Below are 15,908 nucleotides of genomic sequence, written 5' to 3'. Positions count from 1 at the left end.
GACCGGGTCACAGCCCGTAATGGTTGGTGACCGGCAGACGCCAGCCCGGCCCGTAGGTCCGTTCGGTGACGACGACGCCCGGAGGGCTCTGGTCGCGCTTGTACTGCGCACGCGCCGTCACGCGGGCGATGCGCTCGGCATAGGCGGTGGAAATCGGCTGGGCGACGGCGGCGCTCGCCAGTTCGGCGGCGCGGTCCGCCCCGTTCAGACCCTCGACCATGGTGGCGAGCACCGCGTCCAGATGCTCGTAGGCGCCCAGCGCCTGCTCGTCGGTCTGCCCCTCGCGCAGTTCTGCGCTCGGCGGCTTGGCGATGATGCGGTCGGGCATCACGGCACCTTGCGGGCCGAGCAGGCCTTCGGGACGGTGCGTGTTTCGCCAGCGTGCCAGACGGAAGACGACTGTCTTGTAGACGTCCTTCAGCACCGAATAGCCGCCGCACATGTCGCCGTAGAGGGTCGCATAGCCCACACTCATCTCGCTCTTGTTGCCGGTGCTCAGCACCATCAGCCCAAGCCGGTTGGACAGCGCCATCAGGGTCATGCCGCGCGCCCGCGCCTGGACATTCTCGAAGGTGGTGTCCGCCGACGGCACCGGCAGGTCATTGAAGACCGGGGCGAGCATGCCGTCGAAGGCGGCCATCGCCGGCGCGATCGGCACGGTCAGCATGCGGGTGCCGAGCAGGGTGGTGGCCCGTTCGGCATCCTCCATGCTCTCCGCCGAGGTGTAGGGCGACGGCATGCGCACCGGCAGCACGCGCCCGGCGCCCAGCGCGTCCACCGCGACGATGGCCGACAAAGCACTGTCGATGCCGCCCGACATGCCGAGCACCACGCCGGGAAAACCGTTCTTGTTCACATAGTCGCGCAAGCCCAGCACCAACGCCCGATACATGGCTTCGGTCTCGTCGGGGTAATTGTTCGGCAGCATGCCGAGCACGTCGCCACGCCGCAGATCGACGCCTCCGTCGTCGCCGCGCTCCAGCGTGATTTCGAAATCGCATTCCCGGAAGCCGGCTTGGGCGATCACCAGCCCGACCCGGTCCATCACATAGCTTCCCCCATCGAACACCAGGCTGTCCTGTCCGCCGACCTGATTGACGTAGAGGATCGGCAGGCCCGTGGCCTTGACCGTGCGCCGGCCGATGGCGAGCCGCACCGCCTGCTTTCCGGTCCTGAAATGCGAGCCGTTCGGTACGATCAGCACCTCTGCGCCTTCGGCCGCCAGAGCTTGGGCGACCTTGCCGTGCCAGAAATCCTCGCAGATGGCGATGCCCAGGCGGAAGCCGCGGAAATCGACGGGCGAAGGCAGGGGGCCGGGGGCGAAAACCCGCTTCTCGTCGTAGACCTCATCATTTGGAAGCGTGTGCTTCAGCACGATCTTCATCGAACCGTCGGTCTCGATGAGAAAGGCGGCGTTGTAGGGCAGGGCGGCGCCGTCGAGCGGACCGCCGACCAGCACCGCCGGTCCGCCGTCGCCCCGCATTTCAGCCGCCAGCGCGTCGAGCGCCGCGCGGAAATCGCGCCGGAAGCCCGGACGCAGCACCAGATCCTGAAGCGGATAGCCGGTGCCGAAACATTCGCTGAACACCAGCAGGTCGGCCTTGCCGCGGTACTGCTCGCGGCGGCGGCGGATAATGGCGAAGTTATCGCGGAGGGCGCCGACCGTGGGGTTGGCCTGGATGCAGACGATGCGCAGAGTGGTGGACGGAGTGGTTGACATGGCAAAGCTCCTTTGCCGAATGCCGCCGGTCTGTCCGGCGGGCTTGGTCGTCATGCTGGATTGCAGCGCCGGGTGGACACCGCACTCAGTTGTTGGACAACGCGATCAGTGTTTGGATGATATGGAAGTGATCCTCGAACATCTGTTCGGGATCGATTTCCGCGATCGGCATCCAGCGGGCCGATTTGGCGTCGTCACCGCCGCGCACCTTGGGGAAACCTTCGTCGGTGGGCTTGAGCTGGATGAGGAAGGCCTGCGTCACCGTCCGCCCGCGCGTCGAGCGGTAGGGGTGATCGAAGATCTGGCTGGCGCGGATGCCGCCCTCCAGAAAGCCCGCCGGAATTTTGAGCTTCGTCTCCTCCCGCAACTCGCGGATCATGGCGTCCTTGATCCGCTCATGCTGACCGACGAAGCCGCCGGGCAGGGCCCACAGGCCGCGTCCGGGCAGGCCCCGGCGTTCGACCAGCAGGACGTGACCGGACAGGACCACCACGGCATCGGCGGTCAGAAAGGTCGGAGGGTAAGGTGCGTTGGCCCAGCCTGCCTTATATTTGGCGATATAGGCGCTTTCCTCGGCCAGCCGCTTGTACTCGTCGGTGCGCGCGAACTCCGCCATGAAGGCGGTGACATTCGCGGGCAATGCCTCTTTCCATACCTCCAGCGCCGCCGCCGCGTCGGCGAAATAGGCGTCGCGGATGGGCGTGGCCGAAATCCCGCGGCAGTTCATGCATTCTACGGCGCCCCATTGCGGGAACATGCGCAGATAGTAGCTGCTGTGGTCCTTCGAATGACCGATCAGCCCGACCTTGGGGGGCGAGCCGTCGGCAGGCCGATGGTGCTGCACGACGACACCATGCACCGCGGCTTGGACATCGCGGATCCATTCCAGGTCGTTGTAGCGGTCGATGAGAGGAAGCACCGTGATGCGCTCCCACTCTTCCGGGGTGAAGGCACCTGCTATGCAGGAGCGCACCTCTTCGAAGCGGAAGGGATTCCGGTGGCTGCGCGCCTGACGCGACGATCCGACCAGCACGATCAGATGCCGGCCCAGCGACAGAGCCCGCTTCATGACGGTGAGATGGCCGAGATGGAACGGGCGGAAGCGGCCGACAAAGACCAAAAAATCGTATGCCAAGGCGTTATCCGCTCTGGTGGCCAGGGCGCCTTGGGTATTGGGAACCGCGGTCTTCCTCGGCAACGACAGGGTGCCGGACTCGCGTCCGGTGCTGTTGGTAGAAACCATGCTCAGCAAGCTCCTTGCTGAAAGAACGCCGCAGTCTATCTGCGGCACAAGAACGATACGGTCATGGCGGAGGTTTCTCAAGATCCTCGTGCATGCTCTTTTGGAGCAATGCCTTCGGTAGCGTGTGGCTGGAGATAGTGAATGGGGCCGGGACTCCCGAGGCTCCCGAGTCTTGAGAGATGACGTCATCAGACGAAAAGCGGCACCGCCCAAATACGTTCTTCACCGGCGACAGCCAGCGTCGGAACCGGAGCTTTGGCGGCCGGGTTCTGCCGGACTTTCGCATTGCGGGCGAACACGGCCACCTTGACACTTTCGATCAAGCCGCCTTGCGCGGTTCGTCACAGTGATCCCCATTGGCAGACTGCTGGCCGGCCAGCGTATCGGCAAAGCCGTGGTTCACGTCGCGATGGTTGGCCTCGTCGTTACGGACGGCGAGCACGACATCGCGCAGGGTGGCGGTTTCCGGAAGCTGCCAGTAATCGATGGCAAGGCGCGGGGCCGGCGGGTTCGCATGACGGCCGGCATCGATTTCAGCGAGGTAGCCGGTGTAGCTGATGACCGCTTCCTCTTCGAAATAGCCGACCACACGGTGGGCCGTCTGCGGCGAGATCAGGTACAGCAGGAAGAAAGCGTTGTAGAAGGCACCCTGGGTCAGCAGGATCAGGACGCGTTCCAGCCAGTTCGGCTTCGCCACCTCGATGAAGGTCATCAGGTGCATGCGTTCATTCTCGGCCTCGTCGAGCAAGGTGTGAATCCAGCCCTGGTCATGCTGCATGCGGCGCAGGCAGCGCAGATGCTGCAACGTCGCGCCGACCATGCCGGGAACCGCCGCCACTGTTTCCAGCACAATGGCGCGATGTCCATAGCGCTTGGCGAAGAAGGTGTCGGCCAGCAGGCGCAGCGCCTTGGTGAAGCCCAGCGCGATGCGGTCACTGACGTTGCGCGGCGTGTGATGCGTGGTGAGGATGAAGGTCTTCATGATCTGAGCTCCTCGGCTCCTGTGCGCCGGTACGCTCTGTCGGCGGTTGTCGACGGCGTCCACAGCGTGACGTGTCAGGTGCATCGAGCGTGTCGCCGTTGGCGCCGGCCGCTTGATGTTGTGGATATAATATGCGCTAAAAATGTATCTTTAAGAGCGGACAGATTGTCGCACTTGGCGTCGGGAGTTGGATGGATGTCCAGGAAGCGCGGATGAACGGGGCGACGTGCTGCACTCTTTAATGAGGTTCGTGAGCCGGTCGCACGGCAACATGATGGCCGGCGACAAAAATCAATCATATATTATGAATGTTACGGTCGTTATCTCAGTCCCGACGCCGCATCCAAGCTCAATGTCCGATGCTCAGCGTCCCGCCTGGGGGAGGACGGACGATTCATTTGGATCGCGACGTGCGTGTCGAGGTCCGGGCATTGAACCGGTCCTGCATCCAGTGTGCGATTTTGTCGGAGAATTCCGGCGGGGCCTTTCGGCCAAATGTATTGGCGACACTGGCAAGTGTCTCCTTGGCCAATTCCGCCCGCATCGCCTTTTCCGCGCGCAGCATCACCGCATGCACCGCACAGACACCGGATGTCGCCCAGGAGGGCGGTTGCTCCCCGAACACCGCGCAGCGACCGCGGATTTCCTGGCAATCGAAAAGCGGCTTGTCGCCTTCGATCGCATCGACGATGTCCAGAAAGGTGATGTCCTCCGGCGCTTTGGCCAGCCGATAGCCGCCGCGCACGCCTTCGCTGGCCATGACGAGTCCGGCCTTTTCAAGCTTCGGGAAGATCTTGGCAAGAAAAGACGGTGAAATGCCCTGCAGTTCGGCCAAGTCACGGCTGCTCAATGGCTGGTTTCCTGATGAGACCAGCCAGAGAAGACAGTGAATGCTATACTCGACGCTGACGGTGAGATGTGCCATGGCCGGTTCCGATGGAAAACAGAGGAACAGGGACATTAATAATCTGCGTTTCAAAGCGCAAGCCGTCCCTGTTCCGCAACTTCCCCGTCACTTCCTGTCCGGCGTGGTCAGCTCCGTATCGGCGGTGTCCACCACGAAGACCGCAAGGAGCTTCGCCGGCTTGGTGTCGCTTGCGTTGGCGCTGACCCCATGATGGTCGCCCGGCAGTTCGGTAAAGTTCTCGCCCACCCGATAGGTTTTGGCCGGGCCGTCATTGACCTTGCTGCGGATCGCCCCTTCCAACACGGTGGCGTAGATGAGTGCCGACTTCGCATGGGTATGGGCTGGCGAATAGCCGCCCGGACCATATTCGACCAGCACGCCCTTGACGCTCTTGCCGGGCACGTCGGGCAGTGCGTGTTCGTAAACCAAAGTCACCTTGGCATTTTTCGACTGGGGGGTATCGGCCAGGGCCGTGGCGAACGGCAGGGTCGCGAACAAGAGGGGGGCGATAAAGCGCTTCATGGGTCTGCTCCTTCAGAAATCGACGGTTTTGATTGGACGCCGGGTCACGAGGCCCCGGGGGCGGAAAGTCGATCAGGAGCCGGCCTTGGACCGTTCGAGCCAGTCGGTCAGGCCGATCCGGCCGAGGCGGGCCGGGCCGGTGGGGACCAGGGAAAATTCGGTGACGCTGCCGCCGAAATAGCGGGCTGCCGGATCGCCGACGGCGCTGCGGCGGTCGCCCACGGCCTTGAGATAATGGCCGACGATGTCGGCGAAGGGACCGCGGTCCGGACCGGCGATGTCGATGCGTCCGTTGAGCGGCTGCGCCAGGGCGGTCTCGGCCAGGATGGCGGCCACATCGTCCGCTGCAATCGGCTGGAACTGCACCGGCGCCAGCCGCACCGTGTCGCCATCGGCATGGCCGTCGGCGATGCCGGCGAGGAATTCCAGGAACTGGGTGGCGCGGACGATGGTGTAGGGAATGCCGGACTGCGCGATCAGCCGTTCCTGTTCCATCTTGGCACGGAAATAGCCGAGGTCGGCGACGCTGTCGGTGCCGACGATCGACAGGGCGACATGGTGGCGGACACCAGCCTTCGCCTCGGCCGCGGCCAGATTGCCGCCGGAGGTCCGGAAGAAATCGGTCACGACCGTTTCATCGAAGGACGGGGCATTGGACACGTCGACGACGACCGCAGCGCCGGCCAGTGCCTCGTCCAATCCCTCGCCGGTGATGGTGTTCACGCCCTTGCTGGGCGAGGCGGCCACGACCTCATGGCCGCTGGCGCTCAGGATGGCGACAAGCTTGGAACCGATCAGCCCCGTTCCACCGATGACGACGATTTTCATGAGTCCCTCTCCTGTCCGACGGGCGTCCGGTGCCCGATTGAAAAGCCGGAAATGGCGGCGGCGGGCGTTCGAACCTTGCGGATCACCGCGATCCGGCTGCCCATCCAATAACGCAGACAGTATCAGTCCGCGTTTTGTCACGCAAGCAAGAAACGGAGATTATTCTTGTCTGCGTTTGTCGACCGCGTGACGAAGCCGCCGGTGGGACCGTTCAGTCCTGGTGCGGTGGCAATCCGTCGGGTCCGGCTCCCGACCGCGTAGAGGAGGGGTCGAAGGGGTTCAGCCATTCGCGATGCCGGGCGAAATGTACGGCCAGCAGGTCGATGAAGGCTCTCACCTTGGTGGACAAGTGATCGCGGTGCGGATAGATGGCGTTGATGGCGAACTCCACCGGCCGGTGGTCCGGCAGCAGCCGGCAAAGGGCTCCGCTGCGCAAAGCGTCCAGTACGATAAAGCTGGGCAGTAGCAGCAAACCCTCGCCGCTCAATGCGACCAGCAGCAGGGTTTCCGCGCTGTTGGTCACCAGATTGCCCGACACCCGTACCGACAGGTCCGACTGGTCCGGGCCGGTGAAACGCCACTCATTGCCGAATGGGTAATGGCTGTAGCGCAGGCAATTGTGGTTCGCCAGATCCTCCAGGTTTTGGGGAATGCCGTGCCTTTCCAGATAGGCCGGCGCCGCGCACAGCACATGCCGCCAGGGCGTCAGCCGCCGGCAGATCAGGCTGGTGTTCTGCGGCTGCAACGGGTGCACCGCCAGGTCGAACCCTTCGTCCACGATGTCAACCGAAGCCTCGCCGATGGTCAACTCCACCGAAATCGCCGGGTAGCGCGCGACGAAATCGCCGATCACCGGTGCGATGAAGCGGGCGAGGTGTGTGCCGATGTGCAGGCGCAGGGTGCCCCGTGGCGTCGCGGTCAGCGCCACGGCCAACTCGTCGGCGGCCTCCAGCTCGGCGAGGATGGTGACGCAGCGGTCATAATACGCCCGACCGGCATCGGTCAGGCTGACACGCCGCGTGGTCCGATTCAGCAGGCGGACCGCCAGCCGGTCCTCCAGCGCCTGGACATGGTTGCTCACCATGGTGACGGACAGGTTCAGCCGCCGAGCCGCCGCGGAAAAGCCCCCGCACTCCACCACCCGCACAAAGGCCGTCAGGCTCGTCAGCCGGTCCATGCGCACCCCCGCCGCCTTGGTTCGCCGCGATTATCAACTCACGCCGGATAATCTTTCCAGCCTTTCCCAAATTCTCAACCGGCATCCCCGCACCCATCCTGACATCGCGGTCCGGGACGACCACGGCTCCCGGCAATCCCTCGGAAAAGGATCGGTGCCATGGTTGAACTCACTCACGGCAAAGAGGCCGGAGCGGCGCCTGCCGCGCTCGGCACGCGCAAGGCGCTGAAGCGCATGGCGCTCGCACTGGCTCTCCTCGGCGTCGTCGCCGCGTCGGGCAACGCCGGCTATCGCTACTGGACGGTCGGGCGGCATCTGGAAAGCACCGACGACGCCTATGTCAAAGCCGATCATACAGTGATCGCGCCCAAGGTGTCCGGCTATGTCGCCGAAGTGCTGGTGCAGGACAACCAGAGTGTTGTTGCCGGCCAGCCGTTGGCGCGGATCGACGACCGCGATTTTCGCGTGGCGCTGGATCAGGCACGGGCGGAGTTGGAGACGACGGAGGCGGCGATCCGCAACCTGGACGCCCAGATCGTGCTGCAGCGGTCGCTGATCGAGCAGGAGAGGGCCGAGGTGGCGGCGAGCGAGGTCGCCCTCGCTTTCGCGCAGAAGGAAAACGCGCGCTACAGCAACTTGATGCGGACCGGATACGGCACGACCCAGCGGGCGCAGCAGGCGGAGTCGACCTTGGGTCAGGCACAGGCCAAGTTGCGTGGCGACCGTGCCGCTCTGGCTGCCGCCGAAAACAAGATCGCGGTTCTGGTCACCGAGCGCGGCAAGGCGGTGGCCCAGCGCGACCGCAGCCACAGCGCGCTGGAGCAGGCGCGGCTGAACCTGTCCTACACGGTCATCGCCGCCCCAATCTCCGGTACGGTGGGTGCCCGCTCGCTGCGGGTCGGGCAGTATGTGCAGACCGGCACGCAGTTGATGGCCGTGGTGCCGCTGCAGGCGGTCTATGTCGTCGCGAACTTCAAGGAAACCCAGCTGACCCACGTCCATGCCGGGCAGCCGGTGGAGATCGCGGTGGACGGCTTCCCCGGCGTCGAGCTGAAGGGCCATGTCGACAGCCTGTCCCCGGCCAGCGGGCTGGAATTCGCCTTGCTGCCGCCGGACAACGCCACCGGGAACTTCACCAAGATCGTGCAGCGCATCCCTGTGAGGATTGTCCTAGATCCCGGCCCCCTGTCGGGTCTGCTGCGCCCCGGCATGTCGGTCGAGCCGACCATCGACACCCGCGAAACGGCGACGCCCGCAAGCTGAGCCCCCCTCTGGACAAAGGACCAGGACCATGTCCATTCCTGCCGCAGCCGGCCCGGCCGGCACCGCCTCCACCCGCAACTGGCTTGCCGTGACCGGCTCGACGCTGGGCGCGTTCATGGCGGTGCTTAACATCCAGATCGTCAACGCCTCGCTCGCCGACATCCAGGGCGCCATCGGCGCCGGCATCGACGACGGCGGCTGGATCTCCACCGCCTATCTGGTGGCCGAGATCATCGTGATCCCGTTGAGCGGCTGGCTGGCCCAGGTCTTCTCCATCCGCCGCTATCTGCTGACCAACGCGGTGCTGTTTCTCGTCTTCTCCGTCCTCTGCGCCTTTGCCGCGAACCTGGAGCAGATGATCATCCTGCGCGCGATCCAGGGCTTCAGCGGCGGCGTGCTGATCCCGATGGCCTTCACCATCATCATCACGCTTCTGCCCAAGGCGCAGCAGTCGATCGGGCTCGCCCTGTTCGCCCTGTCGGCGACCTTCGCCCCGGCGATCGGGCCGACCATCGGCGGCTATCTGACAGAGAACTGGGGCTGGCAGTACATCTTCTACGTCAATCTGGTCCCCGGCGCCGTGATGGTCGGCCTGCTGGCCTTCTCGCTGGACCCCGCGCCCATGAAGCTCGGCCTGCTGAAGACGGGCGACTGGCCGGGGATCGTCACGATGGCGGTGGGGCTCGGCACGTTGCAGACTGTGCTGGAGGAGGGCAACAAGGAGGACTGGTTCGGTTCGCCCTTCATTCTGCGGCTGAGTGTCGTGGCGGCGGTCTCGCTGGGGCTGTTCCTGTGGATCGAGCTGCGCAGCGCCCGGCCGCTGCTGAACCTGCGGCTGCTGGTGCGGCGCAACTTCGGGTTCGGCATCGTTGCGAACTTCATGCTGGGCGTGGCGCTCTACGGGTCCGTCTTCGTCCTGCCCGTCTATCTGTCGCGCATCCAGGGTTACAACGCCGAACAGATCGGCAGCGTACTGGCCTGGACCGGGCTGCCGCAGCTTTTGCTGATCCCGCTGGTTCCGCGCCTGATGAAGCGATTCGATGCGCGGCTGCTGATCGCCGTGGGTTTCGCACTCTTCGCCGGCAGCGCCTTCATGAACATCGCCATGACCACGTCCTACGCCGCAGACCAACTGCTGGTGCCGAACATCGTGCGCGCCGTCGGGCAGGCGCTGGTCTTCGCGCCGCTGTCGGCGGTGGCGACCGCCGGCATCGAGAAGGAGAACGCAGGCTCGGCCTCCGGCCTGTTCAACATGATGCGGAACCTGGGAGGCGCCGTCGGCATCGCCTTGCTGCAGACCTTCCTGACGAAACGCGAGCAGTTCCACTCCAACATCCTGTCGCACGCGGTGTCGTTGTTCGAGCCGGCGACCGTCGCCCGCATCGAGCAGTTGACCCGGTACTTCCAGTCGCATGGCATCACCGATCCGCTCGAAGCCGGGCGCCGCGCCTATGTCGCCATCGGTGCGGTTGTGCGCAAACAGGCCTTCGTCATGGCGTTCAGTGATGCATTTTTCCTGCTGGGCACCGCCCTGCTGGTCGCTCTGCTCGCGACCCTGCTGCTGAAGAAGCCCGACCATCTGGGCGGGGGCGGCGCCCATTGAACCGCGGCTTCTGCCGGCGTTCCGTCCCGACGGAATCGGACGGTCGATTGCAGGTTTTAAGAAGCACGGCTATATTGATGTAGAATTTATACAGGTTTGGTCGGCGATGCGCTTGTCGAGCTATACGGATTATGCGCTGCGCCTGCTCATGTACCTCGCTGTGCGGCAGGAGGGGTTGCCGACCATCAGCGAGGTTGCGCAGGTGTATGGCATTTCGAAAAACCACCTGATGAAGGTGGCGAACGATCTCGGGCGTGGCGGCTATATCGAAACCGTGAGGGGACGGAATGGCGGGCTGCGCCTCGGCCGTCCGGCCGAGCAGATCCGGATCGGCGACGTCGTCCGCTACACCGAAGAGGACATGGCCATCGTCGACTGCATGGGCGCGCTTCAGGACCCGCCCCTCTGTCGACTGAGTCCGGCCTGCAACCTGCGCAGCGCTCTGCATGAGGCGTTGCAGGCCTTCCTGGCTGTCCTGGACGACTATAGCTTGGCCGACATCGTCCGCCATCGCCGTAGCATGGCATCCATGCTCGGCCTGCCGCAGCCCCCTGTCCTCCATACCCACGGGCAGGGGGCCGCGAAGCAAGATTCGTGACCATCAGCCGGCTTCGGGCTCTTGGCCAGCGTCGGCTGCGAACTCATGGGCATCCGCATTATCGACATCCAGCCGGGAAGGCCTGTGCCACTTTTGCGGTCAGGTCCCGGTCAATCTTTGCCAACATCCAATACGGCCTGCGCGAAGGCTCTCGGCGCCTCCTGCGGCAGATTGTGACCGATGCCGCCGGTGATCAACCGATGCTCGTATCGACCGGTGAACTTCGCACGGTACATGTCCGGTGAAGGGTGCGGCGCGCCGTTGGCGTCGCCTTCCATGGTGATCGTCGGAACCTTGATGGTCGGGAACGCCGCCAGCGCCCGTTCAAGCGCGTCATATTGCGCCTCCCCCTCCGCAAGGCCGAGTCGCCAGCGGTAGTTGTGGATGCTGATGTCGACATGGTCGGGATTGTCGAGGGAAGCCGCGGACCGGTTGAAAGTGGCGTCGTCGAAGGCCCAGTTCGGGGAGGCCAGTTGCCAGATGAGCCGGGCGAAGTCATGCGTATACTTCGCATAACCGGCGCGGCCGCGGTCGGTCGCGAAGTAATACTGGTACCACCATTGCAGCTCCGCCTTGGGAGGCAGCGGCGCCCGGTTGAGCTCCTGGCTGCCGATCAGATAGCCACTGACCGATACCATGGCCTTGCAGCGCTCCGGCCAGAGTGCCGCCATGATGTTCGCCGTCCTGGCACCCCAATCGTAGCCGGCGAGGATTGCGGTCTTTATCTTCAGCGCATCCATCAGGGCAATCATGTCGGCGGCGATGGCCGCCTGCTGGCCGTTGCGCGGCGTTGCGGCGGACAAGAAGCGCGTCGTGCCGTAGCCGCGCAGATGGGGAACGATGAGGCGGTAGCCGGCCGCCGCCAGGATGGGCACCACCTTCACATAGCTGTGGATGTCGTAGGGCCAGCCGTGCAGGAGGAGGACCACCGGTCCATCGGCGGGACCATCCTCGGCATAGCCGATGTTGAGCGGTCCGGCATTGATCTGCTTCAGTGATTTAAACCCCGTGGGCGAGGAAGAGCCCGCCGCCGGCCGGGCGGTAAGAGCTTCGGCGGCCTGCGCCCGTCCCATTCCCAGCCCCAGGCCGGCCGCCGCCGCTGCGAAGGTCGCCGTGCCGATGAATCGCCGCCGCCCGTGGTCGACCAGGGCTGTGCCGGCGGTTTCCGTCTCCAGTTTCCGTACCATCTTTCTCTCCCGAGATGCGTTCATCCGTGGCCGCAACATGAGAGGCCGATGTATCCCCCGCATGTCCGGCCATGGGGCATGGTGAAAGCGTCTGTACCGTCCGGCCCCTCGGATACAGTGGGATACAAAGTCCCGATGGAGGGGATCGTCCCGACCCTGTCCCGGATCGGTCATGCCGGCAGAGGCTATGGGCCGTCGCCTTTCGCTGAGCCGAGATTCAACCGCCGGTTGATGTCGATGTTGGTCATGAACGTCTTGTCATGGCTGACCAGCAGGATGGCGCCGTCATAGGATCTCAGCCCCGCCTCCATGGCTTCGACCGACTCAACGTCCAGGTGGTTGGTCGGCTCGTCCAGGATCAGCAGTGCCGGTGGCCGCGGGCCGCCCAGCGTGCAGGCGAGGCCGGCGCGCAGCATCTGCCCGCCGCTCAGCGTTCTCACCTGTTGCAGGGGCGCGTCCGCCCGGAACAGGAAGCGGGCGAGTGCCGCCCGGTAGGCATTGTCGGTTGCGCCGGGATTGAGGCGCCGGAAGTTGTCGAGGATCGACGCATCGGGATCGAGGATGCCGACGCGCTGGTCCAGCATGGCGAAGTCGACGGCGACCGAAACCGTCCCCCGCATCGGCCCAATCCCGCCGGCGATCAGTGTCACCAGCGTCGTCTTGCCCGATCCGTTCGGCCCGACGATGGCGACCCGTTCCGGCCCCTCCATGGTGAAGGACAGATCGCGGATGATCGGATGGTCCGGGTCATGGCCGGCGGTGACCCCGTCCAGCCGCAGGACGGTTTTATTGGCCGGGAGCCCGGTTGGCGGCAGCGCCACCGAGAGGTCCTGCAGGATCTCGATTCGGGACCGTGCCGATGCGAGCGCTCCCTCGGCCTCCGCCCGCTGGCGGTCGGCCAGTTTGGCGCCGGCACCCCGGCTGGCCTCGGCATTGCTCTTGCGCGCGCCCAGCAGGATGCGGGGCATGTCGCCTTGCGCCGCCTTCCGTGACCCGGCCGCATCACGCCGGTCCTGCCGCTCCGCCGCGCGTTGCGCTTTGCGCCGGACCTCGGTCGCCTGCTTTTCCGCGTGGGCCAGATCCTGTTGAGCGGCTTCCAGTTCCGTCGCCTTGCGCTCGCGATAGCGCGTCCAGTTGCCGCCGTATCGGGTGGCACCCAGCGAGGTCAGTTCGACGATGGCGTCCATCCGGTCGAGAAGCTCGCGATCATGGCTGACGACGATCGCTCCAGCCCGCCAGCCGGCGAGGAGGGCGATCACCGCCTCGCGGCCGGAGCGATCGAGGTTGTTGGTCGGCTCGTCAAGCAGCAGGAAATCCGGTGCGGCGAAGATTGCCGCGGCAAGGCTGGCGCGCGTCCGCTGGCCGCCGGAGAGTTCCGTCAGCCGGGACTCGGGAGCGGCATCAAGCCCGACGCGGGCCAGGGCGGCGGTGATGCGCTCCGCCAGCGTCCAATCGGCGTCCGCCAGTTCCTCCACGCTTGCTGTCCCAGCCTCGGCGCGGCGTAGGAGGGCGAGCTCCCCGGCCACGCCGAACAGATCGGCCACCGTTTCCCGCTCGCTGGGTCGGACCGCCTGTTTCAGCAGGCCGAGCGTGCCGGTGACCCGGACGGTGCCGGTGAGCGGCTGACGTTCTCCGGTGATGAGTTTCAACAGGGTCGATTTGCCGACGCCGTTCCGCCCGACGAGGCCGGTGCGCTCTTGTGCGAAATTCAGGTCGACACCGGTCAGGACGCTGTGGCCGTCAGGCGTGGCCCAACCGATCCGGGATAGGGAGATTGATGCCATGCGTCGCCCCTTGTTGGAGTCAGAATATCAGCACGTAATCGTGCTGATACCAGATGGCGATGGAAAACGCAACGGACCTGTGCTGTTTTGCTGGCCGATAGAGAGCTGAAGGGATGTGAACGTGGACACCGGCGGACGCAAGCCAGGAGGACGGCCGACCAGGGAGCAGGCCGCGGCCATCGATGCGCGCATCCTCGATGGCGCCAGGGCCGTCTTCTGCCGCAAGGGCGTCGCCAACAGCGGTCTGGAAGAGATTGCGGCCGAACTCGGTGTGTCCAAGCACACGCTTTATCGCCGTTACCCCAACAAAGCCGCCCTCCTCGAAGCGGTGGTCGGGCGTGACGTCGGGCGGTTCCGCGACGCGCTGCTGTCCGCCGCCGATGGCAAGGAGGGAAAGGGGGCGCTCGACGCGTTGCGCCGCGCCGCGTTCCGTTATGTCGAGATCGGGTCGTCGCGCGATTACGCCGCCTTCTACCTCTCCGTCAGCGCCGAGGCTGCGATCTCGGCGGTTCTCCGGGAGCGGCTGGCGAGCTGGTCGCGTGATGCCTTGGAACCGCTGGTCGGATGCGTCGCCGCCGCCCAAGGCGCGGGCGAACTGCGGCCCGGCGATCCAGCTTGGGTCTGCGGGATCCTGGTCGACCTGCTGGAGGGCGTCAACAACCGGCTGCGGCTCGGCGATGACAGGGGGGGGAACGTGCCGTCCCTCTTGCGGCTGTTCGAGGAGCGCTGGGCGGTCTTCGCCACTGCCTTCGGAAACGGTTAGCCCGCCCGTCAGCCGAGCGTCACCTCGGCACAGAGGCCGCCGGTGCGCCGGTTCCGTAGCGTCAGCGACCCGCTGATCGCCAGCGCCAGCTGGTGAGCGATGGCGAGCCCCAGTCCGGTTCCTCCGGAGTCACGGTTGCGGGACTGTTCCAGTCGGTAGAAGGGCTGGAGGACGGCGGTGAGCTGATGCTCGGGAATGCCGGGACCGGTGTCGCGGACGGCGACGCCGATCCGGCCGGTGCTGTCCCGGGTCACCATGATCTCGGCCTCTCCGGCGAATTTCAGGGCATTGTCGATCAGGTTGGTCAGAATGCGGCGCAGCGCGTGCGGTCGGGTGGTCAAGACCGCGTCGGAGAGCCCGTGGACGGTCACTGGCTTGCCCATGTCCTGATAGTCGAAGGCGAGGCTTTCGACGAAGGACCCCACGTCGATGCGGGCCGGCGTCTCGACATCGCCATGGGCGCTGCGCGCATAGGCCACCCCTTCGCGCACCAGCCGTTCGATCTGCGACAAATCCCGGAGCAGCCGCTCCTTCTCCGGGCTGTCCTCCGCCATCTCGACCCGCAGAGCCATGCGGGTGATCGGCGTCTGGAGGTCGTGGGAGATGGCGGCGAGGATCCGCACGCGCTCCTCCATGTAATGGGCGATCCTGTCCCGCATGGCGTTGAAAGCGGTCGCGGCATGGGCGACTTCGCTCGGGCCGTCCTCCTCCAGCCGCGCCGACGTGCCACCGGGATCGAGAGTCTCGGCAGCCTTGGCGAAGCGCGCCAATGGCCGGATCGCCTGCCGCACGCCGACCCAGGTGCAGAGAACCAGCAGCACGAGCTGGGCAGTCAGCAGAAGGGGGAGCCAGGCGGCGAGCGGCATGAGCGCCGGTGTCACGTCGATTGTCACCGGCGAGCCGTCGCGAAGCGTGACATGGGCCTGAAGATGCGGGCGGTCGCCCGGAATGGTCTCGACCACCACCGGGAAGTCGGGGCCGGCACCGCCGTTGATGGCGCGGGCGATCTCCGCGCCGCGGCTGCCCAAGTCCGGCACGCCCGGCAGGCCGGGGCCAAGCTCGTACCGGTAGGTGCGCCGCTCCAGCACCGCCAGCCAACGGCCGCGCTCCTCCGGCGGCAGGCGGTCGAGCAAGGCGACCGAGGTCGCCACATCCTGCTCCAGCGCGCCGAGCATCATCGCCTTGGCGGCACTGGCGCGCTCCAGGACCAGCGCGCCGAAGGACAATCCATGCGCCAGGACAAGCCCGGTCAAGAGGATGAGGAACAGCCGCCAGCGCAAGGTACGCGGCGGATGCAGGACGCGATGGAGCCGGCGGATTGCGCCCGTCAT

The 15,908-nt window shown here is 65.6% G+C and carries 15 protein-coding genes; 4 read left to right on the top strand and 11 right to left on the bottom strand.

The window, feature by feature from the left end; genetic code table 11:
• Positions 1–7: 7 nt before the first annotated feature.
• The 8 genes from TSO5_RS06295 to TSO5_RS06265 form a co-directional block, all read right to left on the bottom strand.
• On the bottom strand, positions 8–1,720 hold the full coding sequence (locus TSO5_RS06295) for an NAD+ synthase (protein WP_109150790.1): 1,713 nt from the start codon (positions 1,718–1,720) through the stop codon (positions 8–10).
• Positions 1,721–1,805: 85 nt separating this feature from the next.
• Entirely contained in the window at positions 1,806–2,963 is a 1,158-nt protein-coding gene (locus TSO5_RS06290; protein WP_109150789.1) for a bifunctional nicotinamide-nucleotide adenylyltransferase/Nudix hydroxylase, read from the bottom strand.
• A gap of 188 nt (positions 2,964–3,151) precedes the next feature.
• Positions 3,152–3,286 carry a hypothetical protein gene (locus TSO5_RS33605; protein WP_282183490.1) on the bottom strand — a complete coding sequence of 45 codons (135 nt, stop codon included), beginning with the start codon at positions 3,284–3,286 and terminating at the stop codon, positions 3,152–3,154.
• A complete protein-coding gene (locus tag TSO5_RS06285; RefSeq protein WP_109150788.1) occupies positions 3,283–3,945 on the bottom strand; it encodes an alternative oxidase in 663 nt (220 codons plus the stop codon). The genes TSO5_RS33605 and TSO5_RS06285 overlap by 4 nt, the downstream gene beginning before the upstream one ends.
• Before the next feature lie 394 nt (positions 3,946–4,339).
• On the bottom strand, positions 4,340–4,870 hold the full coding sequence (locus TSO5_RS06280; RefSeq protein WP_109150787.1) for an Rrf2 family transcriptional regulator: 531 nt from the start codon (positions 4,868–4,870) through the stop codon (positions 4,340–4,342).
• Between the two features lie 87 nt (positions 4,871–4,957).
• The gene (locus TSO5_RS06275) at positions 4,958–5,374 is read right to left on the bottom strand and encodes a cupin domain-containing protein (RefSeq protein ID WP_109150786.1); all 417 of its coding nucleotides are present in this window, start codon (positions 5,372–5,374) and stop codon (positions 4,958–4,960) included.
• A gap of 72 nt (positions 5,375–5,446) precedes the next feature.
• On the bottom strand, positions 5,447–6,202 hold the full coding sequence (locus TSO5_RS06270) for an SDR family oxidoreductase (RefSeq protein WP_109150785.1): 756 nt from the start codon (positions 6,200–6,202) through the stop codon (positions 5,447–5,449).
• Between the two features lie 211 nt (positions 6,203–6,413).
• Positions 6,414–7,379: a LysR family transcriptional regulator gene (locus TSO5_RS06265; RefSeq protein ID WP_109150784.1), complete on the bottom strand. Its 966-nt coding sequence runs from the start codon at positions 7,377–7,379 to the stop codon at positions 6,414–6,416.
• Positions 7,380–7,538: 159 nt separating this feature from the next.
• On the opposite strand from TSO5_RS06265, the gene TSO5_RS06260 reads away from it, so the two are divergent.
• The 3 genes from TSO5_RS06260 to TSO5_RS06250 all read left to right on the top strand — a co-directional run bounded on the left by TSO5_RS06260 (position 7,539) and on the right by TSO5_RS06250 (position 10,843).
• Entirely contained in the window at positions 7,539–8,642 is a 1,104-nt protein-coding gene (locus TSO5_RS06260; protein ID WP_109150783.1) for an HlyD family secretion protein, read from the top strand.
• 28 nt (positions 8,643–8,670) lie between these two features.
• Positions 8,671–10,245: an MDR family MFS transporter gene (locus TSO5_RS06255; RefSeq protein ID WP_109150782.1), complete on the top strand. Its 1,575-nt coding sequence runs from the start codon at positions 8,671–8,673 to the stop codon at positions 10,243–10,245.
• Positions 10,246–10,351: 106 nt separating this feature from the next.
• Positions 10,352–10,843 (top strand): Rrf2 family transcriptional regulator, encoded by a 492-nt coding sequence (locus TSO5_RS06250; RefSeq protein ID WP_109150781.1) that lies wholly within the window; start codon positions 10,352–10,354, stop codon positions 10,841–10,843.
• A gap of 110 nt (positions 10,844–10,953) precedes the next feature.
• Here TSO5_RS06250 and TSO5_RS06245 read toward each other — a convergent pair whose 3' ends face one another.
• Both TSO5_RS06245 and TSO5_RS06240 read right to left on the bottom strand, forming a co-directional pair.
• Positions 10,954–12,030 (bottom strand): alpha/beta hydrolase, encoded by a 1,077-nt coding sequence (locus TSO5_RS06245; RefSeq protein ID WP_109150780.1) that lies wholly within the window; start codon positions 12,028–12,030, stop codon positions 10,954–10,956.
• Positions 12,031–12,215: 185 nt separating this feature from the next.
• The gene (locus TSO5_RS06240; protein WP_109150779.1) at positions 12,216–13,814 is read right to left on the bottom strand and encodes an ABC-F family ATP-binding cassette domain-containing protein; all 1,599 of its coding nucleotides are present in this window, start codon (positions 13,812–13,814) and stop codon (positions 12,216–12,218) included.
• A gap of 115 nt (positions 13,815–13,929) precedes the next feature.
• Here TSO5_RS06240 and TSO5_RS06235 point away from each other — a divergent pair, with 115 nt between their 5' ends.
• Positions 13,930–14,577, top strand: a complete 648-nt coding sequence (locus TSO5_RS06235; protein ID WP_199230812.1) for a TetR/AcrR family transcriptional regulator — start codon at positions 13,930–13,932, stop codon at positions 14,575–14,577.
• 8 nt (positions 14,578–14,585) lie between these two features.
• Here the strand turns inward: TSO5_RS06235 and TSO5_RS06230 are convergent, their stop codons facing one another.
• Positions 14,586–15,908: a HAMP domain-containing sensor histidine kinase gene (locus tag TSO5_RS06230; RefSeq protein ID WP_109150828.1), complete on the bottom strand. Its 1,323-nt coding sequence runs from the start codon at positions 15,906–15,908 to the stop codon at positions 14,586–14,588.

It is taken from the genome of Azospirillum sp. TSO5 (genome assembly GCF_003116065.1).
Classification (GTDB): Bacteria; Pseudomonadota; Alphaproteobacteria; order Azospirillales; family Azospirillaceae; genus Azospirillum.
Note: the sequence above shows the minus strand (reverse complement) of the source record. Positions and strands in the feature narration are given on the sequence as shown.

Coding starts and splice junctions, on each gene's coding strand:
- TSO5_RS06265 (WP_109150784.1), bottom strand. CDS start 7,379: ATGGACCGGCTGACGAGCCTGACGGCCTTTGTGCGGGTGGTGGAGTGC.
- TSO5_RS06290 (WP_109150789.1), bottom strand. CDS start 2,963: ATGGTTTCTACCAACAGCACCGGACGCGAGTCCGGCACCCTGTCGTTG.
- TSO5_RS06295 (WP_109150790.1), bottom strand. CDS start 1,720: ATGTCAACCACTCCGTCCACCACTCTGCGCATCGTCTGCATCCAGGCC.
- TSO5_RS06245 (WP_109150780.1), bottom strand. CDS start 12,030: ATGGTACGGAAACTGGAGACGGAAACCGCCGGCACAGCCCTGGTCGAC.
- TSO5_RS06230 (WP_109150828.1), bottom strand. CDS start 15,908: ATGACGGGCGCAATCCGCCGGCTCCATCGCGTCCTGCATCCGCCGCGT.
- TSO5_RS06255 (WP_109150782.1), top strand. CDS start 8,671: ATGTCCATTCCTGCCGCAGCCGGCCCGGCCGGCACCGCCTCCACCCGC.
- TSO5_RS06260 (WP_109150783.1), top strand. CDS start 7,539: ATGGTTGAACTCACTCACGGCAAAGAGGCCGGAGCGGCGCCTGCCGCG.
- TSO5_RS06280 (WP_109150787.1), bottom strand. CDS start 4,870: ATGGCACATCTCACCGTCAGCGTCGAGTATAGCATTCACTGTCTTCTC.
- TSO5_RS06270 (WP_109150785.1), bottom strand. CDS start 6,202: ATGAAAATCGTCGTCATCGGTGGAACGGGGCTGATCGGTTCCAAGCTT.
- TSO5_RS06240 (WP_109150779.1), bottom strand. CDS start 13,814: ATGGCATCAATCTCCCTATCCCGGATCGGTTGGGCCACGCCTGACGGC.
- TSO5_RS06285 (WP_109150788.1), bottom strand. CDS start 3,945: ATGAAGACCTTCATCCTCACCACGCATCACACGCCGCGCAACGTCAGT.
- TSO5_RS06250 (WP_109150781.1), top strand. CDS start 10,352: ATGCGCTTGTCGAGCTATACGGATTATGCGCTGCGCCTGCTCATGTAC.
- TSO5_RS06275 (WP_109150786.1), bottom strand. CDS start 5,374: ATGAAGCGCTTTATCGCCCCCCTCTTGTTCGCGACCCTGCCGTTCGCC.